Annotated in this window: 17 protein-coding genes and 2 tRNA genes; 13 read left to right on the top strand and 6 right to left on the bottom strand. The window is 64.2% G+C overall.

All coding sequences use genetic code 11. The features are described from left to right. The first annotated feature begins 105 nt into the window (after positions 1–105). On the top strand, positions 106–468 hold the full coding sequence (locus IEY49_RS09565; RefSeq protein WP_189007408.1) for a hypothetical protein: 363 nt from the start codon (positions 106–108) through the stop codon (positions 466–468). 186 nt (positions 469–654) lie between these two features. Here the strand turns inward: IEY49_RS09565 and IEY49_RS09560 are convergent, their stop codons facing one another. Continuing rightward, positions 655–906, bottom strand: a complete 252-nt coding sequence (locus IEY49_RS09560) for a DUF6582 domain-containing protein (RefSeq protein WP_189007405.1) — start codon at positions 904–906, stop codon at positions 655–657. 207 nt (positions 907–1,113) lie between these two features. Here IEY49_RS09560 and IEY49_RS09555 point away from each other — a divergent pair, with 207 nt between their 5' ends. The 3 genes from IEY49_RS09555 (at position 1,114) to IEY49_RS09545 (ending at position 2,037) form a co-directional block, all read left to right on the top strand. Continuing rightward, positions 1,114–1,788: a TrmB family transcriptional regulator gene (locus tag IEY49_RS09555; protein WP_189007402.1), complete on the top strand. Its 675-nt coding sequence runs from the start codon at positions 1,114–1,116 to the stop codon at positions 1,786–1,788. A 60-nt stretch (positions 1,789–1,848) separates the two neighbouring features. Continuing rightward, a tRNA-Ala gene (locus tag IEY49_RS09550) sits at positions 1,849–1,924 on the top strand. Positions 1,925–1,960: 36 nt separating this feature from the next. Beyond that, positions 1,961–2,037: transfer RNA gene (locus IEY49_RS09545), tRNA-Met, on the top strand. Positions 2,038–2,133: 96 nt separating this feature from the next. On the opposite strand, the gene proS is transcribed toward IEY49_RS09545, so the two are convergent. Next, positions 2,134–3,633, bottom strand: a complete 1,500-nt coding sequence (gene proS / locus IEY49_RS09540) for a proline--tRNA ligase (RefSeq protein ID WP_189007399.1) — start codon at positions 3,631–3,633, stop codon at positions 2,134–2,136. 107 nt (positions 3,634–3,740) lie between these two features. Between proS and IEY49_RS09535 the strand changes: the two genes are divergently transcribed. The 4 genes from IEY49_RS09535 (at position 3,741) to rplT (ending at position 7,310) form a co-directional block, all read left to right on the top strand. Then, a complete protein-coding gene (locus IEY49_RS09535; protein WP_189007396.1) occupies positions 3,741–4,547 on the top strand; it encodes a nucleotidyltransferase domain-containing protein in 807 nt (268 codons plus the stop codon). Between the two features lie 86 nt (positions 4,548–4,633). Further along, on the top strand, positions 4,634–6,565 hold the full coding sequence (locus IEY49_RS09530) for an alpha-amylase family protein (protein WP_189007393.1): 1,932 nt from the start codon (positions 4,634–4,636) through the stop codon (positions 6,563–6,565). A 185-nt stretch (positions 6,566–6,750) separates the two neighbouring features. After that, complete coding sequence (rpmI, locus tag IEY49_RS09525; protein ID WP_012692554.1) at positions 6,751–6,951, top strand: 50S ribosomal protein L35; 201 nt, start codon at positions 6,751–6,753, stop codon at positions 6,949–6,951. Positions 6,952–6,956: 5 nt separating this feature from the next. Further along, positions 6,957–7,310, top strand: coding sequence for a 50S ribosomal protein L20 (rplT, locus tag IEY49_RS09520; protein ID WP_189007390.1), 354 nt, complete (start codon positions 6,957–6,959; stop codon positions 7,308–7,310). A gap of 145 nt (positions 7,311–7,455) precedes the next feature. Here rplT and IEY49_RS09515 read toward each other — a convergent pair whose 3' ends face one another. Together IEY49_RS09515 and moaA are read right to left on the bottom strand one after the other, a co-directional pair. Continuing rightward, entirely contained in the window at positions 7,456–8,148 is a 693-nt protein-coding gene (locus IEY49_RS09515) for a GntR family transcriptional regulator (protein WP_189007385.1), read from the bottom strand. A gap of 213 nt (positions 8,149–8,361) precedes the next feature. Further along, positions 8,362–9,363: a GTP 3',8-cyclase MoaA gene (moaA, locus tag IEY49_RS09510; protein ID WP_308424655.1), complete on the bottom strand. Its 1,002-nt coding sequence runs from the start codon at positions 9,361–9,363 to the stop codon at positions 8,362–8,364. A gap of 249 nt (positions 9,364–9,612) precedes the next feature. On the opposite strand from moaA, the gene IEY49_RS09505 reads away from it, so the two are divergent. Next, on the top strand, positions 9,613–9,915 hold the full coding sequence (locus tag IEY49_RS09505; RefSeq protein WP_189007382.1) for a DUF485 domain-containing protein: 303 nt from the start codon (positions 9,613–9,615) through the stop codon (positions 9,913–9,915). Then, complete coding sequence (locus IEY49_RS09500; protein WP_189007379.1) at positions 9,912–11,498, top strand: solute symporter family protein; 1,587 nt, start codon at positions 9,912–9,914, stop codon at positions 11,496–11,498. The genes IEY49_RS09505 and IEY49_RS09500 overlap by 4 nt, the downstream gene beginning before the upstream one ends. A gap of 195 nt (positions 11,499–11,693) precedes the next feature. Here IEY49_RS09500 and IEY49_RS21675 read toward each other — a convergent pair whose 3' ends face one another. Further along, positions 11,694–11,825, bottom strand: a complete 132-nt coding sequence (locus IEY49_RS21675; protein ID WP_268239028.1) for a hypothetical protein — start codon at positions 11,823–11,825, stop codon at positions 11,694–11,696. A 293-nt stretch (positions 11,826–12,118) separates the two neighbouring features. Between IEY49_RS21675 and acs the strand changes: the two genes are divergently transcribed. Beyond that, positions 12,119–14,071, top strand: coding sequence for an acetate--CoA ligase (gene acs / locus IEY49_RS09495; RefSeq protein WP_189007376.1), 1,953 nt, complete (start codon positions 12,119–12,121; stop codon positions 14,069–14,071). A 204-nt stretch (positions 14,072–14,275) separates the two neighbouring features. Here the strand turns inward: acs and IEY49_RS09490 are convergent, their stop codons facing one another. Beyond that, positions 14,276–15,427: an aminotransferase class I/II-fold pyridoxal phosphate-dependent enzyme gene (locus tag IEY49_RS09490; RefSeq protein WP_189007373.1), complete on the bottom strand. Its 1,152-nt coding sequence runs from the start codon at positions 15,425–15,427 to the stop codon at positions 14,276–14,278. A gap of 87 nt (positions 15,428–15,514) precedes the next feature. Here IEY49_RS09490 and IEY49_RS09485 point away from each other — a divergent pair, with 87 nt between their 5' ends. Together IEY49_RS09485 and IEY49_RS09480 are read left to right on the top strand one after the other, a co-directional pair. Continuing rightward, on the top strand, positions 15,515–16,054 hold the full coding sequence (locus tag IEY49_RS09485) for a DUF2721 domain-containing protein (RefSeq protein WP_189007370.1): 540 nt from the start codon (positions 15,515–15,517) through the stop codon (positions 16,052–16,054). Beyond that, positions 16,038–16,331, top strand: a complete 294-nt coding sequence (locus IEY49_RS09480) for a DUF1905 domain-containing protein (protein WP_189007368.1) — start codon at positions 16,038–16,040, stop codon at positions 16,329–16,331. The genes IEY49_RS09485 and IEY49_RS09480 overlap by 17 nt, the downstream gene beginning before the upstream one ends. The last annotated feature ends 95 nt before the right edge of the window (positions 16,332–16,426 follow it).

The following is a 16,426-nucleotide window of genomic DNA, read 5'->3' as shown; positions in this document are numbered from 1 at the left end:
CGGCATTCATCCGTAGCGCGGTGGAGAGTACTGGAATGCGTTAGAAGTGCCAGCACGTCTTTGCAAGCGGAGGGTCTGGGGTTCGAATCCCCAAGCCTCCACCACATGCAGGAAGACAGAACACCCGGTTTCGTGCCGGGTGTTCTGTTTGTCGCCCCCTTCGAGTGGTCAGGGATGTATGTTGGCTCTGCCAGAAGAGCAGGAGGACAAATTAAACAACAAAAACCCCGCACCAGGCGGGGCCGCATCAACGAAAAATCAGACAGCGGCTTCGCGGAGCACCGCAGCAACCTGAACCTGTGGATACGAAGAGATGTACGAAATGGAACGCCAGGGAATTTCCACGTCTACGCCACCGATGCTGGCTGTGAAAGGCAGGGTAGGCAAATGTGCCTGATTGATGGTCCTGCTCAGGCGGTCTTTTTGCGATGGGGTGATGTCCAAGGCGATGATGTCGCCGCCGGCTAAGTGCAGTTTCACAGTCAGCATGGTCGTATGTGAAATCTACTCCAAAATCCTTTCTTTTAACTTAATGATCGTTATGGCCTGAGAGGACGTGGCCTGGGTCGGGATGAAGGCTGCCTAAGGATGAGTTCCCTGAGGGTAGAGCGGTATCTGTCGTGAATCGGAGCCAGATATCTGCTCCCCAGTGGTCTACCTGGTTGCCTCAATCACAGCGTCATCGTCATCAAGGTGTACCCCGTGCTTCGTGGCTGCAACCTGAATCTGTCGCGCGGCCTGCTGCCTTGCCTTGGCGCTTTCAAAATGGGTCTGGTTGAAGCGGGCGGCGGCATTCCGAATGTGCTCCTCATCGTGAATGGGAAGGTGACGGCCGCCTTTCGTGTCGATGTACGCAAATTTGCTGTCGCTCAGGTCATCGCGTTGCTGGCTGGTGAGCTCTGCCATAGGTGCCCCGGTACAGCATAGTCAGACAGGGTAAGCCGGGGCTGGAGTGCGCCTGAAGGTGTATTTATGGTGCAGCAACTTGGTGTCGTCGGCGCCATTGGTGCTCACAAATGGGATCAATGTCGTCTTGCGCTGGAGACAGAGTGCGGTGCCAAAGAGATGCCACTCCCAGGCTGTGTTCGGTTCATCCCTTATGCTGGACAGCAGATGAGTGCCGTGATTCACCTTCAAGCGCTGGGCCTCACCGAGTATGAAGCCCGCGCCTACACTGCCTTGCTGGCTCTGGGACGCGCCGTGCCGGCCCGCGTGGCCCGTCAGGCCGGCATTCCCCGCCCCAAGATCTACGAGACGCTTGAGCGTCTGGAAGGTCGTGGCCTGGCGGCCAAAGTAGGCCAGAACCCCCTTGAATACGCCCCGCTGAGTGCGCGTGAGTATCTGGCGCGGGCCCGCCGCTCCTTTGACGACCGGCTGGGCGCCCTGGACCGTGACCTCTCGCGCCTAGCCCCTGACCCGGCGCCGGAGGCGGTCTATCACCTGTACGGGGAAGCAGCCATCCGCAGTCTGTGCGAAGACCTCACGCTGAATGCCCGCCAGCATATCTATATGGCGGGCGAGCCAGCAGTCGGCGACATGCTCGAACGGCTCACGCCCAGGGGGGTCACGCTGCACCGCACCCACCTTACCGATCTGCCGGCTATTGCTGCACAGGGACAGCGCGCTTTCCTGCTGGCCCGCGACGGCGAAGCCGCGCTGATTGCTCACTTTATCGAGGAGGGAGGCAGTGGAGAGGCGCACGGCGTTCACACACACAATCCCGTCATCATTCACCTCATTGAGGGGTATGTCGACCTGGCCTCGAAGCATCTTTCGGCCCCCCGTTGACATCCCTGAAGGTCGCTGGTAACCTAGCTGAGCCTTGAAAGAGGCGCACCAAGGAAAAAAGGGGCTGTGGCGCAGTTGGGAGCGCGTCTGAATGGCATTCAGAAGGTCAGGGGTTCGAATCCCCTCAGCTCCACCAAGCATAAGCCCCGGGTCAAACCGGGGCAACTTATATGGCGATGTAGCTCAGCTGGTTAGAGCGAACGACTCATAATCGTTAGGTCCGCGGTTCAAGTCCGCGCATCGCCACCAAGAAAGGCCCCGCGATAAGCGGGGTTTTTTGTGCTGCCTTTCGGAATCGAAGAAGGGGGGCCGCCTTTGCTAAATAGGCGGCCCCCCTTCTTTACCTCAGTACTGTCGTCCGAAAATCACACGCTTGCCGTAGGCACTGGGCTGGCCGCACTTCACGCACTGGCCCTCGCCGCGCTCGTTGAAGAACTCGGCGTCGTCCAGGGGCACATTGCGCGTGGTGGCCTTGGTGTCATCCTTGATGGCCTTCTCGCAGTCGGCCTGGGCGCAGTGATAGGCGCGCACCCAGTTGCCTGCCTCGATGGCTTCCTGAAAGGCGTCGTAGGTGTCCACGTTCAGGGTGCGTTCCAGCATGAAGCTGGTTGCACGTTCCAGCAGCCAGTGGTGAATACCGTCAAGGCGCGTGGGCATCCCGGTGACCGCTTCAGCGCGTTGCAGAGTCTCCTTCGCTTCGCTGTTGCGGTTCTTGACCACGACCACGCCCTGCTCCAGATCCCGAGGGCCAAGTTCGATGCGCACCGGCACGCCCTTGAGTTCCCAGTCGTTGTACTTGAAGCCGTTGGTCACCCCGTCGCGCCTGTCGACCTTGACGCGCAGTCCAAGCGCCCGCAGTTCGGCGGCCAGCCCCTCGCCTTCCTTCACCATGGCGTCGAAGTTGTCCTTGCGACCCACGGGAATGACGACCACCTGAACGGGCGCGATGCGGGGCGGCATGATCAGCCCGAAGTCGTCGCCGTGCGTCATGATGATCGCCCCGATGATACGGCTGGAAATGGCCCAGGACGTGGTGTGCGCGTACTCTTCCTTCTGCTCGCGGGTCTGGAACTTCACGTCGAAAGCCCGGCTGAAGTTCTGGCCCAGGTAGTGCGAGGTCCCCGACTGCAGCGCCTTGCCGTCGCGCATCATGCCCTCGATGGAGTAGGTGGCGACCGCACCGGCAAAGCGCTCGCTGGCGGTCTTCTCGCCGCGCACCACCGGCAGGGCCAGCACGTCACGGCAGAACTCGTGGTAGATGTCGAGCATCTGGCGTACCTCGCCCCTGGCCTCGGGCTCATCGGCGTGGGCGGTGTGGCCCTCGTGCCAGAAGAACTCACTGGTGCGCAGGAATGCCTTGGTGCGCAGCTCGGCGCGGAACACGCTGCCCCACTGGTAGTGCAGGAAGGGCAGGTCGCGGTAGCTGTTGAGCCAGCCGCTCCACATGTGCCCGATGATGGTCTCGCTGGTGGGGCGCATCACGTAGGGCTCGGCGAGTTCCTCGGTGCCGATCTTGCTGACCGTAAACAGCTCGGGCGCGAAGCCCTCGACGTGATCAGCCTCTTTCATGATGAAGCCCATGGGAATCAGGGTGGGGAAGACCAGCGACTCGTGGCCGGTGGCCTTGAAGCGGTCGTCGAGCCATCGCACGATGTTCTCCCACAGAGCCGAGCCGTACGGCCGCACGACCATGGCGCCCGCCACGGGACTGTTGTCGGCCAGGTCAGCCTTTTTTACGACCTCGTTGTACCAGTCGTTGAAATCCACGCTCTGGGGCGTCACGCCGTACTGTGCAGCCTTGCCCTGCGCCGCCCCTTTGTCCTTTTTCCCGCTGTCTTGAGTCATCCCCGGCAGGATAGCCCCGCTTGGACACCCGGGGCTATGGGCCACTTCTGCACCGGGAGCTAGGCCGGGTGGACGATAGGCGCTGTTCTGGCCGCACAATGGGCCTCATGTCTGTTCCCGAACTGGCTTCAGTGGTGGCCGCCCGCCTGATGGAAGTGCCGGGTGTGCTCGGCGTGGCTCTGGGCGGGTCGCATGTGACGGGCACCGCCGTGGCTGGTTCGGATATAGACCTGTGCCTGGCTTATGACGCCCGGCGGCCCTTTGATCTGGACGCTCTGAATGCCCTGTGCCGGAAGTTAGACGACTCAGGCCAGGCGCAGGCATGCCCACCGGGTGGATGGGGACCCTGGGTGGATGGCGGCGCCTGGCTGACTGTAGAGGGCCAGCAGGTCGACGTGATCTACCGCGAGATGGGCCGCGTGGCCCGCAGCGTTCAGGACGCGTGTGCAGGGCGGGTGGAGCTGTTTACCCAGACAGGCCACCCACATGGCATTCACGCGCATCACTACGCGGCTGAACTGGCCTCATGCTGGTTGCTGGCAGACCCGCAAGGCGAACTGGAACGGCTCCAGGCCCAGATTCAGCCCTATCCGGAAGCTCTGGCACAGGCCCTGGAGGCGCACTACAGCTGGCAGCCCGGCTTCTGGTTGGACGCGACCGACAAGGGGCTGCGCCGTGGAGACCGGCATTACGCGCAGGGGTGTGCCTATCAGGCGGTGATGGCCTGTGTGCAGGTTCTGTGTGCCCGCCACCGGGTCTGGCTGCTGAACGAAAAGGGTGCCCTGCTGCGAGCGGGGGCCCTGCCGAGAGTCTCCGGCGACTTTATTCGCCGGGTTCGGCTGGGCCTGGAAGCAGGGGAGACCAGTACCCTGCGGCGCCTGATAGACGAGGCTCTTTCAGGCGCACCGGGTTAAGGTTGTCAGAAACCTCCTGACATGTGAATCTAGATACGGACCTTGGAAACGGTTCCAGCATCTGCATCTGGCCTATTCTGGGAGACATGCTGCACACGGAACTGGCCTCGCATCTGCGCACCGCTTTTGATGACGACCGTGACGCGGATACCTTCCTGCTACGCCTGGAACGGTACGGCCCCGACCTGGTCGAGAGCCTTACGCAGGTCTACGGCGATCAGGCTCCCGCGCTGCTTGACGGGCTGATCGAGGTCATGCTGCATGCGTTCCACAACCGGCCCCCGGACCTGCGCCGGCTTGACGAGGCACGGCTGCTGCGCCCGGACTGGTTACAGTCCCCGGACATGATTGGGTATGTCGCCTACACGGACCGCTTCGCCGGGAACCTGCAAGGAGTACGCGGCAAGCTCGACTATCTGCGTGGCCTAAGCGTGAAGTACCTGCACCTGATGCCGCTGCTCAAGCCCCGCGAAGGCGAGAACGACGGCGGTTACGCGGTTCAGGACTACCGCGCGGTGCGACCTGACCTGGGCAGCATGGATGACCTTTCCGCGCTGGCCCGTGACCTGCGCGGCCAGGGCATCAGCCTGGTGCTGGACCTCGTGCTCAACCACGTGGCCCGCGAGCACGAGTGGGCCGAAAAGGCGCGCGCCGGTGACCCCCGCTACCGCGCCTACTTTCATATCTACCCGGACCGCACGCAGCCCGACGCCTTTGAGGCCACGCTTCCCGAGGTCTTCCCGGACTTCGCGCCCGGCAACTTTACCTGGGACGACGCGGCCGGGGAGAATGGAGCAGGTGGCTGGGTGTGGACCACCTTCAATACCTATCAGTGGGACGTGAACTGGTCTAATCCGCAGGTCTTCCAGGAGTTTCTGGACATCATCCTGTACCTCGCCAACCGTGGGGTGGAGGTATTCCGCCTGGATGCCATCGCCTTTATCTGGAAGCGCCTGGGCACCGACAGCCAGAACCAGCCGGAAGTGCACTGGCTGACCCGCGCCCTGCGCGCCGCCACCCGGATCGTGGCACCCGCTGTGGCTTTCAAGGCCGAGGCCATCGTGGCTCCTGCGCAGCTCATTCACTACCTGGGCAGCCGGGTGCATCACGGCAAGGTCAGCGACATGGCCTACCACAACAGCCTGATGGTGCAGCTGTGGAGCAGCCTCGCCTCGCGCGACACCACGCTGTTCCGGGAGGCGCTGCAGGCCTTCCCACCCAAGCCGGCGACCGCCACCTGGGGCCTGTACGCCCGCTGTCACGACGACATCGGCTGGGCCATCAGCGATGAGGACGCTGCCCGCGCGGGTCTGAATGGAGACGCGCACCGCCGCTTTCTGAGCGACTTCTACAGCGGCACGTTCCCGGGGACCTTTGCACGCGGGCTGGTGTTCCAGTACAACCCGGCCACCGGCGACCGCCGCATCAGTGGCATGGCCGCCAGCCTCGCCGGGCTGGAAGCGGCGCTGGAGACCGGGGACGAGGTGGGCATCAGCACCTCGATTGCCCGCTTGCGCCTGCTGCACGCCGTGGTGCTGGGTTTCGGGGGCGTGCCGCTGCTGTACATGGGCGACGAACTGGCCATGCTCAATGACTATGGCTTCGAGACCGAGCCTGAGCACGCCCCCGACAACCGCTGGGTGCATCGCCCGCAGATGAACTGGACCCTGGCCGAGCAGGCCCGCCACGACGTCAACAGTCCGGCTGGGCGCATGTATGCGTGGCTGCAGAAGCTGGTGCAGGCGCGTGCAGCCACGCCCCACCTGCATGCCAGCGTCGAAAGCCGCGCCGTTCACAGTCCCGACAACCGCGTGTTGATGCTGCGCCGCGACCACCCGCTGGGGACCATGCTGGGCATATACAACTTCAGCCACGAGGACGTGAGCTTCCCCACCTCAGCCCTGAGAGAGCACCTGGGCGAGCAGGCTGAGGACCGCCTCAGCGGCGGGCGCCTGACCTTCGCGCGCCCGACGGTGCGTCTGGAGCCCTACCGGGCGATGTGGCTCACCGAACTCTGAGGCGGCGGCGCTGAAGCCCGGGTATGGAGGGCACAACCGCTGCCGGCCTTGACCTGGACCCCTCACTGCGCGTACAATTTCTGCTTGGTCAAGTGGGGCAGGGCGACCAACAGCCTCCAGCAGGCGGCCCGCATCCCAGACAGAAGCCGCCACAGGCGTGTGACTGGACTACGAAGGAGGGCTCCATGCCCAAGATGAAGACTCTGAAAAGCGCCTCGCGCCGGATCAAGATCACCGGCACGGGCAAGGTGATGGCGTTCAAGAGTGGCAAGCGCCACCAGAACACTGGCAAGAGCGGCGACGAGATCCGCGGCAAAGGCAAGGGCTTCGTGCTCGCCAAGAGCGAATGGGCCCGCATGAAACTCATGCTGCCGAAGGGGAAGTGAGATAGATGCCACGCGTTAAGACCGGCACCGTCCGTCGTCGTCGTCACAAGAAGGTCCTGAAGCGCGCCAAGGGTTTCTGGGGCAGCCGCAGCAGGCAGTACCGCAACGCCTTCCAGACGCTGCTGAACGCCGCCACCTACGAGTACCGCGACCGTCGCAACAAGAAGCGTGACTTCCGTCGCCTGTGGATTCAGCGCATCAATGCCGGCGCCCGCCTGCACGGCATGAACTACAGCACCTTCATCGGTGGCCTCAAGCGTGCCGGAGTCGACCTTAACCGCAAGGTACTGGCCGACATCGCCGCGCGCGAGCCCGAGGCCTTCAAGGCCCTGGTGGACGCCGCCAAGAACGGCAAGTAAGCCGGACAGATCCACTATTCAGGCCGCCCTCCCAAGTGAGGGCGGTTTTTTTGGTTGTCATCGTTGCAGATGGAAGGCGGAACAGTGGCAGGAAAACACAGGGGCCAGAGCATTCTGCGCTCTGGCCCCTGTGACAAAGGCAGAATCAGGGCTCGAAGGTGTCCTGAAAGGCATAGCGGTCCCCGCGTACCCAGTAGTTCACATAGCTGGCACGCTTCTGACCGCTGTAGGTGGTGCGGCGCAGCAGGAAGGCGGCCGTGCCCAGCGGGACCCGCAGCAGATCGGATTCCTCCTGGCGCAGGTTCACAGCTTCAAGATTCTGTTCGACCCGGGCCAGCGGAACGCCCAGACTGACCATCGTTTCATGGATGCTCTCGGTGCTGAGGTTGTGGTCGAGCAGGGTAGGAACCAGCGCCGCATTGATATAGCGCTTCTCGATCACCAGGGCTTCGTCTCCGGCCATACGCAGACGGTGAATGAAAATCACCGGGTCGCCCGGTTGAATCTGCAGCACGATAGCAATTTCCGGGGTGGCTTCAATTTCCATGGCACGCAGCACGGTGGTGCGGTGGTCGGGGTGGCGGGCCCACTCCTTGAACGGCCGGACCCGGAACATTCCCTGTCGGAAGCGTTTGCCTGTAGGAAAAGTGCCTGCGCCCTGCACACGGTAGACATAACCTTCGCGTTCCAGCTCGTCGATGGCACGCCGGGCAGTCATGCGCGAAACTTCAAATTCACGGGCGAGTTGAGGTTCGCTGGGCAGCGGTAACCCTTCGGTGTAATGCCCACCGAGCAGGCGGTCTTTCAGGGTGGTCTTGATGAGCGGGTACTTCGCCATGCATCCCTCCAAACGGTCCCGCTGGCGGGCAGGGGCCGCTGTGGGCTCATCTTAGGGGTTTGTGTACGCGGCACACAAGCTGATGTCCGCTGCCTCCTGGTGCGAGACAACGAGAAATGCCACGAAAAGGCCCTGAATTTGGTGAAAAAAGTTTAAACGTCCCTGTCCAAACAGGGCACCCAGCAATCTAGATATGAGAAGGTCGGCGGGCCGTTACCCCCCGATATAGGACATCTCCACCTTGGTCTGGCGGGTCTGCTCTCCGCGCTCCTCGCTGTAACGGTCGGTCCGTCTGCCCCACACTCCTGACAGTAGGGTCAGCAACTCGGCGTCGCTGGCCCCACCACGCAGGGGCGCGCGCAAATCGGTCCCCGAGGAGGCAAACAGGCAGGTGTACAGAGCTCCTACCGCCGAGATCCGTGCCCGTGAGCAGTCGCCGCAGAACGGAGCCGTCACCGAAGAGATCAGCCCCACCTCGTGTCCCTGCGCGTCACGGTGACGGGCAGCCACCTCGCCGCGGTAGTCGGGGACAAGGGAATCGAAGACCGGCGTTTCACTGTCTGCACCCAGACGGGCCAGCACCTCACTCGACGGCACCACACTGTCCATATTCCAGCCGTTGTGGTTACCTACATCCATAAACTCGATAAACCGCACTGGTGCCTGCGCACGCAGGGCCAGCCACAGCTCGCGCAGGCCCTGGTCGTTGACTCCGCGCTGCACCACCGTGTTGATCTTCACACCCAGACCTGCCTGCAGCGCCGCCTCGATGCCGTCCAGAACCTGCTGTGGGTGAATCCCCAGCCCATTCATCTGTCCGAATACCTGGGGGTCGAGACTGTCCAAACTGACCGTGACTCGGCGCAGTCCGGCGGCCTTGAGGTCCGGGGCCAGACGGGGCAGCAGCAGGCCATTGGTGGTCATGGCGAGGTCCTGTACACCCTCAAGCCTGGCGAGGCGGGCAACCAGGTCGCTCAGGTCGCGCCTCAGGGTGGGCTCGCCGCCAGTCAGCCGCAACTTGCGCACTCCCAGCGAGACGAACAGGCGCGCCAGCCGCTCGATTTCCTCGAAGGTCAACAGGTCCGAGCGCGGCACGAAGGCATAATCCGGACCAAAGACCGAGGCCGGCATGCAGTACGTGCAGCGCAGATTGCAGCGGTCCGTCACGCTGATGCGCAGGTCACGCAGGGGTCGTCCCAGTTGGTCCACCAGCATGGGCCGCAGCATACGCCTTAGCCACGCAACACACCGTGACCACCGGTTGGGGGCTGAGGCGCGCGTCTAGGCGTCTGCGCGTCAGGAACGCAAGCGTTGCACCGGGTTTATTGATTTTGTCCGGAAGCGCTTCTACTCTGCATCTGGCCCAACCCCAGTTCAGTGCTGACCGTCCGTCCCGACAGACCTCCTGTCTGTCCCCGCGCCCGCATTCAGCTGTTCTTCAGCTGACCTGCCCCGGAGGTTCGTATGACCGCGTCCCGAGCGCCTGCAGGCTCTCCGCCCCATGTCCGCAATGCCGCATACAAGGAACTGGTGGCGCAGCGGACCCGCTTTACCATCACCATGACCCTGACCTTCCTGGTGTTGTATTTTCTGCTGCCTGTGCTGGCCGGCTACAACAAGCCTCTGATGGCACAGAAGGTGCTGGGGAACGTGACGTTCGGGTACATCCTGGCGTTCCTGGAATTCGTGATGGGCTGGGTTATGGCCTATATCTATGTCGTCAAGGCGCGTACCTTTGACCGACTCGCACTGGAGGCCCAGCAATGACCCTTCTGCTCGCGGCTGTGATAGTCGCCATTACCCTGGGCGTCACCTTCTGGGCCAGCAAGCGCAACACCAGCGCCTCGGACTTCTACGTTGCGGGGGGCAAGATCAGCGCCACCCAGAACGGCATTGCCATCGCCGGCGACTACATGAGCGCCGCCAGTTTCCTCGGCATTACCGGCCTGATTGCCCTGAACGGCTACGACGGCTTCATGTACTCGGTGGGCTGGTTCATCGCCTACCTGACCGTGCTCTTTATCGTGGCCGAGCCGCTGCGCAACCTGGGCAAGTACACCCTGGCCGACATGCTGGTCTACCGTCTCAAGGACCCCAAGGTCCGCTTCTACGCGGCGCTCTCGACCATCACGGTCAGCACCTTCTACATGATCGCTCAGGTCGTGGGCGCCGGCAGCCTGATCAGTCTGCTGTCGGGCGGCGCTCTGAGAGCCGAAGTGGCCATTCCGCTGGTCGGTGTACTGATGATCATCTACGTCGTGGTGGGCGGTATGCTGGCCACCACCTGGGTGCAGATCATCAAGGCCGTGTTGCTGATGTTTGCCACCATCGTGATGACCGTGTTCATCCTGGCGCGCTTTGGGTTCTCGTTCAGCAACCTGCTGGGTCAGGTCGAGGCCCGCAACGGCGTGGAGTACCTGGGCGCAGGCGTGAAGTACAAGAACCCGCTGGACCTGATCAGCCTGGGCCTGGCGCTGGTGCTGGGCACGGCCGGCCTGCCGCACATCCTGGTGCGCTTCTTCACCGTACCCACCGCGCAGGACGCCCGCAAGAGCGTGGTATGGGCCATGGTCCTGATCGGGGCCTTCTACGTGATGACTGCCTTCATGGGCAATGCCGCCAACGTGCTGGTCGGCAAGGAGCGTATTGTCGAGGCGAACGCCGCCGGCAACATGGCCGCACCTATGCTGGCGCAGTACCTCTTTGGTGGACCGGGGACCACCGGCGGTGAGTTCGGGCTGGCCTTCGTCACGGCCGTGGCCTTCGCCACCATTCTGGCGGTAGTGGCGGGCCTGACCATTGCGGCCAGCACCAGCTTCACCCACGACATCTACAACGGTGTGATGCGGGGCGGACAGGCCAGCGAGGCGCAGCAGTTCCGCGTGGCCCGTCTGGCGACCGTGGCGGTGGGCATGGTATCCATCCTGCTGGGTCTGCTGGCCAAGAATCAGAACGTGGCCTTCCTGGTCGCCCTAGCCTTTGCTATCGCCGCCAGCGCCAACCTGCCGGTGATCCTGTTCACGCTGTTCTGGCGCCGCTTCAACGCCACCGGTGCGGTGTGGGGCATTATCGGCGGTCTGACGGTCACCCTCGCCCTGATCGCCATCAGTCCCAACATCATGGGCATCGATCCGCCGGAGAAAACCACGGCCCGCCGTCCCATTCAGGCCAACGCGATCTTCCCGCTGGAAAACCCTGGCATCATCAGCATTCCCGCCGGCTTCGCGCTGGCGGCACTGGGCACCCTGCTGGGCCGCCGCCGCGAGCAGGACGAGCGCGACTTCGAGGAAATGCAGTACCGTGCCTACACCGGCGCCGGTGTGGACGGCACTGTCGCCGCACACGACTGAGTCATTTGGGCCCGAATCCCCCGGCAGCTTCTGGCGCCGGGGATTTTTCTGCCGTGACCCGAGCCCGGTAAGAAACAATGGGCGCACGGTCCTGCCTGCAAGAAAGCTCCTGAGCCGAACAGCCCGAGTAGTCTCCTGTGCCTGCTGCGCCGGACCAGATCCCGCAGCATGCGCCCTGGCCCGCGGGCTTCAAGCTCATGTGCCAGGACCAGAAAGAGGCAGGCACCCACCAGTGCCTGCAACCCGGTCCAGCGTGCCGTAGGGCGGATAGGCGCGCAGAAAACGCTCGTGGTCATGCAGCCCAGCCTGACTGGCGTGTCCGAGCATGGCGTGGCCTCCAGTCGAAAAGGGGAGTGGCCTAGGGTAAGCCAGCCGACCCCGCAGCGACCATCTGTACAGGCAAGGCCCACGCCGCGGTAGGGAAGAGGAAGCGAAATCCATGCGTCTGCGCGGCGTCCTGGCTGTCGGAAGCAGCCCTGAACCTTGAACCCGGTTCAGTACCTCTCTGGTAACGACACCCGCGCCTGGCTGCCGGAGGCGTAAAATCCGTGCCACACCCCAGCGTGATCCCCTCGTCCTGCGTCCGGCAGGTCCGGCCCTGTTCTCCCGGAGGTCATCCTATGCCCCACACGAACCAGCAAGATCACATCGACGCGATGCTGCACGAGACCCGCGTCATCGCTCCCAGCGAGGAATTTCAGGCGCGCGCGCGCGTGACGCGCGAGGAGTATGAGCGGCGGTACCGCCAGAGCCTGGAGCATCCCGACGAGTTCTGGAGTGAGGTGGCTGGTGAACTGTACTGGATGAAACGCTGGGAGCAGGTGCTGGACTGGCAGGAGCCACACGCCCAGTGGTTCGTGGGAGGACAGACTAATGTGGCCTACAACGCGCTGGACCGTAACGTGCAGCACGGCCTGGGCGAGAAGCGCGCCATCGTCTGGGAAGGAGAGGACGGCGAGGTCCGCACCTACACGTATGCCGAGCTGCTGCGCGAGGTCAAGAAGGCCGCCAACGCGCTGCTGGGTCTGGGTGTACAGCCGGGCGACCGGGTGACCCTGTACATGCCTCTGATCCCCGAGGCGGCCGTCGCCATGCTGGCCTGCGCCCGGATCGGTGCGGTACACAGTGTAGTGTTCGGTGGTTTCTCGGTGTCGGCGCTGTCAGACCGTATCAACGACGCCCAGAGCAAGGTGCTGATCACCGCGGACGGCGGCTACCGCCGGGGCCAGCCGGTCCCCCTGAAGAAAAATGCCGACGAGGCCGCGCAGAAGACCCCCACCCTGGAGAAGATGCTGGTGGTGCGCCGGGTCGGCACCCCGGTGGACTGGCAGCCGGAGCGCGACGTGTGGTGGCACGAGGCCGTCGAGGCCGCCAGCGGCGAGCACGAGGCCGCACCGCTGGACAGCGAGCACCCGCTGTTCATCCTGTACACGTCCGGCAGCACAGGCAAGCCCAAGGGGGTGCAGCACACCACTGGCGGCTATATGGTCGGCACCTATCTGACCACCCAGGCCGTCTTCGATCTGCGCGACGACGATGTCTACTGGTGCACCGCCGACGTGGGCTGGGTTACCGGGCACAGCTATAGCGTTTACGGGCCGCTGCTTAACGGCGCGACCGTGGTGATGTACGAGGGTGCGCCCAACCAGCCGGACTGGGGCCGTTTCTGGGAAATTATCCAGAAGCACCGCGTGACCATCCTGTACACCGCGCCCACCGCCATCCGGGCGTTTATGCAGCACGGTGACGAGATCCCAGGGCGTTACGACCTGAGCAGCCTGCGCCTGCTGGGCTCGGTGGGTGAACCGATCAACCCCGAGGCCTGGATGTGGTACTGGCGGGTCATCGGCGGCGGGCGCTGCCCGGTGGTGGATACCTGGTGGCAGACCGAGACCGGCTCAATCATGCTGACCACACTGCCCGGCGCCTTTCCCAGCAAGCCCGGCAGTGCAGGCCTGCCGATGTATGGGGTGGAACCGGCCCTGATGACCCACGACGGCGAGGAACTGGGAGCGGACGACGGCGGCCTGCTGGTCATCAAGCGGCCCTGGCCCAGCATGCTGCGCACGGTTTACGGAGACGACGAGCGCTACCGAAAGAGCTACTGGGGTGAAATCAAGGGCGTGTACTTCGCTGGTGACGGGGCGCGCCGTGACGCCGATGGGTACTACACCATCGTCGGACGCGTGGATGACGTGCTGAATGTCAGCGGCCACCGCCTGGGCACCATGGAGATCGAGTCGGCCCTGGTGGCCCATCCCAGCGTGTCCGAGGCCGCCGTGGTCGGCAAGCCCGACGCGGTCAAGGGCGAGAGCGTGGTGGCGTTCGTGCTGGTGCAGGACGGCTATACGGTGGACCCTACCGAGTTGCGCGCGCACGTCACCCGGGAAATCGGCGCCCTGGCCCGTCCGGACGCCATTATTGTGTCCGACGCCCTGCCCAAGACCCGCAGCGGCAAGATCATGCGCCGCTTCCTGCGTCAGATCGCCGCAGGGCAGGAAATTCAGGGTGACACCAGCACCCTCGAAGATCCGGGGGTCCTGGAGAGGCTGGCGGCTACACCTCCGGCCTGAGGGAGGACCCGTAAGTCACTCGGGTAGCATCGCAACAGGCTGGCGCCGTCCTCTGGAGTGAGGACGGCGCTGGTGCTGTATGGCTTGTCGTGACTGGCTGCCTAAGTAGAGCCAGCTCTGCTCTGCATGACTCCGTACGAAAGGAACCTGGGATGGCCTCGTTTCCGGTTCGAAGGCTGCAAGCCGGGCTGTTTCAATCGTGTGTCACGCGGTGGCCACTGTACCCAGCAGGCGGGCGGCCTCGCGCAGCACCTCAGGCGGCTGCACCAGGGCGAAGCGCACGAAGCCCTCGCCCAGCTTCCCGAAGGCGCGCCCCGGGCTGAGCGCCACGCCGGTCTGCTCCGCGGCCCGGACTGCGAACGCCCCGCTGTCGGTCAGCCCCGGCACGCGTGCCCAGGTGTACATGCTCGCCTGAGGCATCGCGACCTCCCACCCCAGATCACGCAGAGATGGGACCAGCGCGTCGCGCCGTGACTGGAACTCGGCCGCTCCAGCACGTCCCACTTCGTCGGGCAGGCTCAGCGCCAGTGCTGCTGCACGCTGGATTCCCAGGTAGGGGTGAAAGTCCACCGCGCCCTTCACCCGTGCCAGCGCAGCAATGACGGCTGCGTCCCCGGCGGCAAAGCCCACGCGGAAGCCACCCATATGGTGGGTCTTGCTGAGTGAGTGCAGTTCGACCACGCCGCTCAGTCCGGCTTCCAGTGCGCTGGGTGCGCGGTAGCTCCCGAAGGTCAGCTCGGCATACGGATGGTCGTGAATCAGCAGGGCGCCCATGGAGCGGCACCAGTTTGCCGCGTGCTTGAAAAAGGCCCGGTCCGCCACGGCGGAGGTCGGGTTGTTCGGATAGTTCAGCAGCAGCGCCCGCACCGCCAGATCCTGCGGCAGCGCCTCCAGGTCCGGCAGAAAGCCGCGCTCGGAACGCAGCGGCAGCGGTTCCACTTGAAGCCCGGCCACCGCTGCCGCGCCCAGATAGGGCGGGTACCCGGGATCAGGCAGCAGCAACGTATCGCCTGGGTCCGTGACGGCCAGCAACAGGTGAGCCAGACCCTCCTGCGCCCCGATCAGTGGCAGCACCTCGGTCTGGGGGTCGACCTGCACCCCGAAGCGCCGGTGCAGATACGCGGCAGCCGCCTCGCGCAGCGGGGCCGTGTCGGAAAACAGCGGATAGCGGTAAGTAGCCCGATCACGGGTCGCCTCGCGCAACTCGGCCAGGACGACTTCTGGCGGCGACAGGTCGCTGCTGCCGATGCTAAGGTCGATAATCTGCAGTCCGGTCGCCCGTGCCCGGCCCTTCGCGGCGTCCATCAAGGCAAAGACGCTTCCCGGCACCGCTGCTGCCCGCTGTGAAGCCCACATGCTGCTCAGCCTAGCAACCGCGAGTCGCCTGTGACCTGAGTGGGCAGGGGCCACTAGGCCAGTGTGGCAGCGCGTACCCTGAAAGATATGGCCGACGCCAGCTTGCAGGTTCTGACCGCCATGATCACGCCCGCCGTGCTGATCAGCGGGGCGGGCACCCTGCTGATGAGCACCAGCAGCCGCCTTGGCCGTGTCACAGACCGGGTGCGGCACCTGACCGCCCGCTTCAAGGTGCTGGTCACGCCGGAAGGTCAGCTCGAGCCGCTGGCTCGTGAGGAAAAACGCATGATCGTTCAGCAGCTGCCCAAGCTGGCCCGGCGCAGCCGCATGATCGTGCGCGCCATGACCGCGCTGTATCTGGCAGTGGCCCTGCTGGTATTGACCAGCATCCTGATCGGTAGTGCCGCGCTGCTCGACCGGCCCCCTGGCCCGGCCCCGGTGCTGCTCGCCATTGCCGGCGCGGCTTCGCTGGCCTACGGGGCGCTCCTGCTGAGTTTCGAGACGCGCCTGAGTGCCCGCACCACGCGGGAGGAGATGCAGTTTCTGGTGGGCCTGGGCGAACATTACGCCGGGCTGTACACCGAAAGAGACGGGAAGGAGGTTGCCCGGCATGACTCTGGAATTTAGCGGCGATATCTGGACCTGGCGTGGTCCGGCACCACACCACTTCGTCACCGTGCCGGAACGCGAATCCGAAGAATTGAAAGCCCTTGCCAGCTTGGTGACGTATGGCTGGGGCATGATTCCCGTACGGGTACAGCTCGGCAATACCGTCTGGCCCACCTCGCTGTTTGAGAAAGGCGGCCGCTACATTGTGCCCATCCGTGCCAGTGTTCGTAAGGCGGAGGGTGTGCAGGAAGGAGATCAGGTGACCCTGCGCCTGGAGTTTCGGCAGGGGCGCTGAAAGGAGAGGCCAGATGCCTGAGCTGGGCAATAGGTCTGGGTATTGGCTCTTATGCCCCGCCCCCCAGCCCCCTACCCCACAGGGGCAGGGGGAGC

This window comes from Deinococcus malanensis (assembly GCF_014647655.1).
Classification (GTDB): Bacteria; Deinococcota; Deinococci; order Deinococcales; family Deinococcaceae; genus Deinococcus; species Deinococcus malanensis.
Note: the sequence above shows the minus strand (reverse complement) of the source record. Positions and strands in the feature narration are given on the sequence as shown.

Coding starts and splice junctions, on each gene's coding strand:
- IEY49_RS09565 (WP_189007408.1), top strand. CDS start 106: ATGCAGGAAGACAGAACACCCGGTTTCGTGCCGGGTGTTCTGTTTGTC.
- IEY49_RS09560 (WP_189007405.1), bottom strand. CDS start 906: ATGGCAGAGCTCACCAGCCAGCAACGCGATGACCTGAGCGACAGCAAA.
- IEY49_RS09555 (WP_189007402.1), top strand. CDS start 1,114: ATGAGTGCCGTGATTCACCTTCAAGCGCTGGGCCTCACCGAGTATGAA.
- proS (WP_189007399.1), bottom strand. CDS start 3,633: ATGACTCAAGACAGCGGGAAAAAGGACAAAGGGGCGGCGCAGGGCAAG.
- IEY49_RS09535 (WP_189007396.1), top strand. CDS start 3,741: ATGTCTGTTCCCGAACTGGCTTCAGTGGTGGCCGCCCGCCTGATGGAA.
- IEY49_RS09530 (WP_189007393.1), top strand. CDS start 4,634: ATGCTGCACACGGAACTGGCCTCGCATCTGCGCACCGCTTTTGATGAC.
- rpmI (WP_012692554.1), top strand. CDS start 6,751: ATGCCCAAGATGAAGACTCTGAAAAGCGCCTCGCGCCGGATCAAGATC.
- rplT (WP_189007390.1), top strand. CDS start 6,957: ATGCCACGCGTTAAGACCGGCACCGTCCGTCGTCGTCGTCACAAGAAG.
- IEY49_RS09515 (WP_189007385.1), bottom strand. CDS start 8,148: ATGGCGAAGTACCCGCTCATCAAGACCACCCTGAAAGACCGCCTGCTC.
- moaA (WP_308424655.1), bottom strand. CDS start 9,363: ATGCTGGTGGACCAACTGGGACGACCCCTGCGTGACCTGCGCATCAGC.
- IEY49_RS09505 (WP_189007382.1), top strand. CDS start 9,613: ATGACCGCGTCCCGAGCGCCTGCAGGCTCTCCGCCCCATGTCCGCAAT.
- IEY49_RS09500 (WP_189007379.1), top strand. CDS start 9,912: ATGACCCTTCTGCTCGCGGCTGTGATAGTCGCCATTACCCTGGGCGTC.
- IEY49_RS21675 (WP_268239028.1), bottom strand. CDS start 11,825: ATGCTCGGACACGCCAGTCAGGCTGGGCTGCATGACCACGAGCGTTTT.
- acs (WP_189007376.1), top strand. CDS start 12,119: ATGCCCCACACGAACCAGCAAGATCACATCGACGCGATGCTGCACGAG.
- IEY49_RS09490 (WP_189007373.1), bottom strand. CDS start 15,427: ATGTGGGCTTCACAGCGGGCAGCAGCGGTGCCGGGAAGCGTCTTTGCC.
- IEY49_RS09485 (WP_189007370.1), top strand. CDS start 15,515: ATGGCCGACGCCAGCTTGCAGGTTCTGACCGCCATGATCACGCCCGCC.
- IEY49_RS09480 (WP_189007368.1), top strand. CDS start 16,038: ATGACTCTGGAATTTAGCGGCGATATCTGGACCTGGCGTGGTCCGGCA.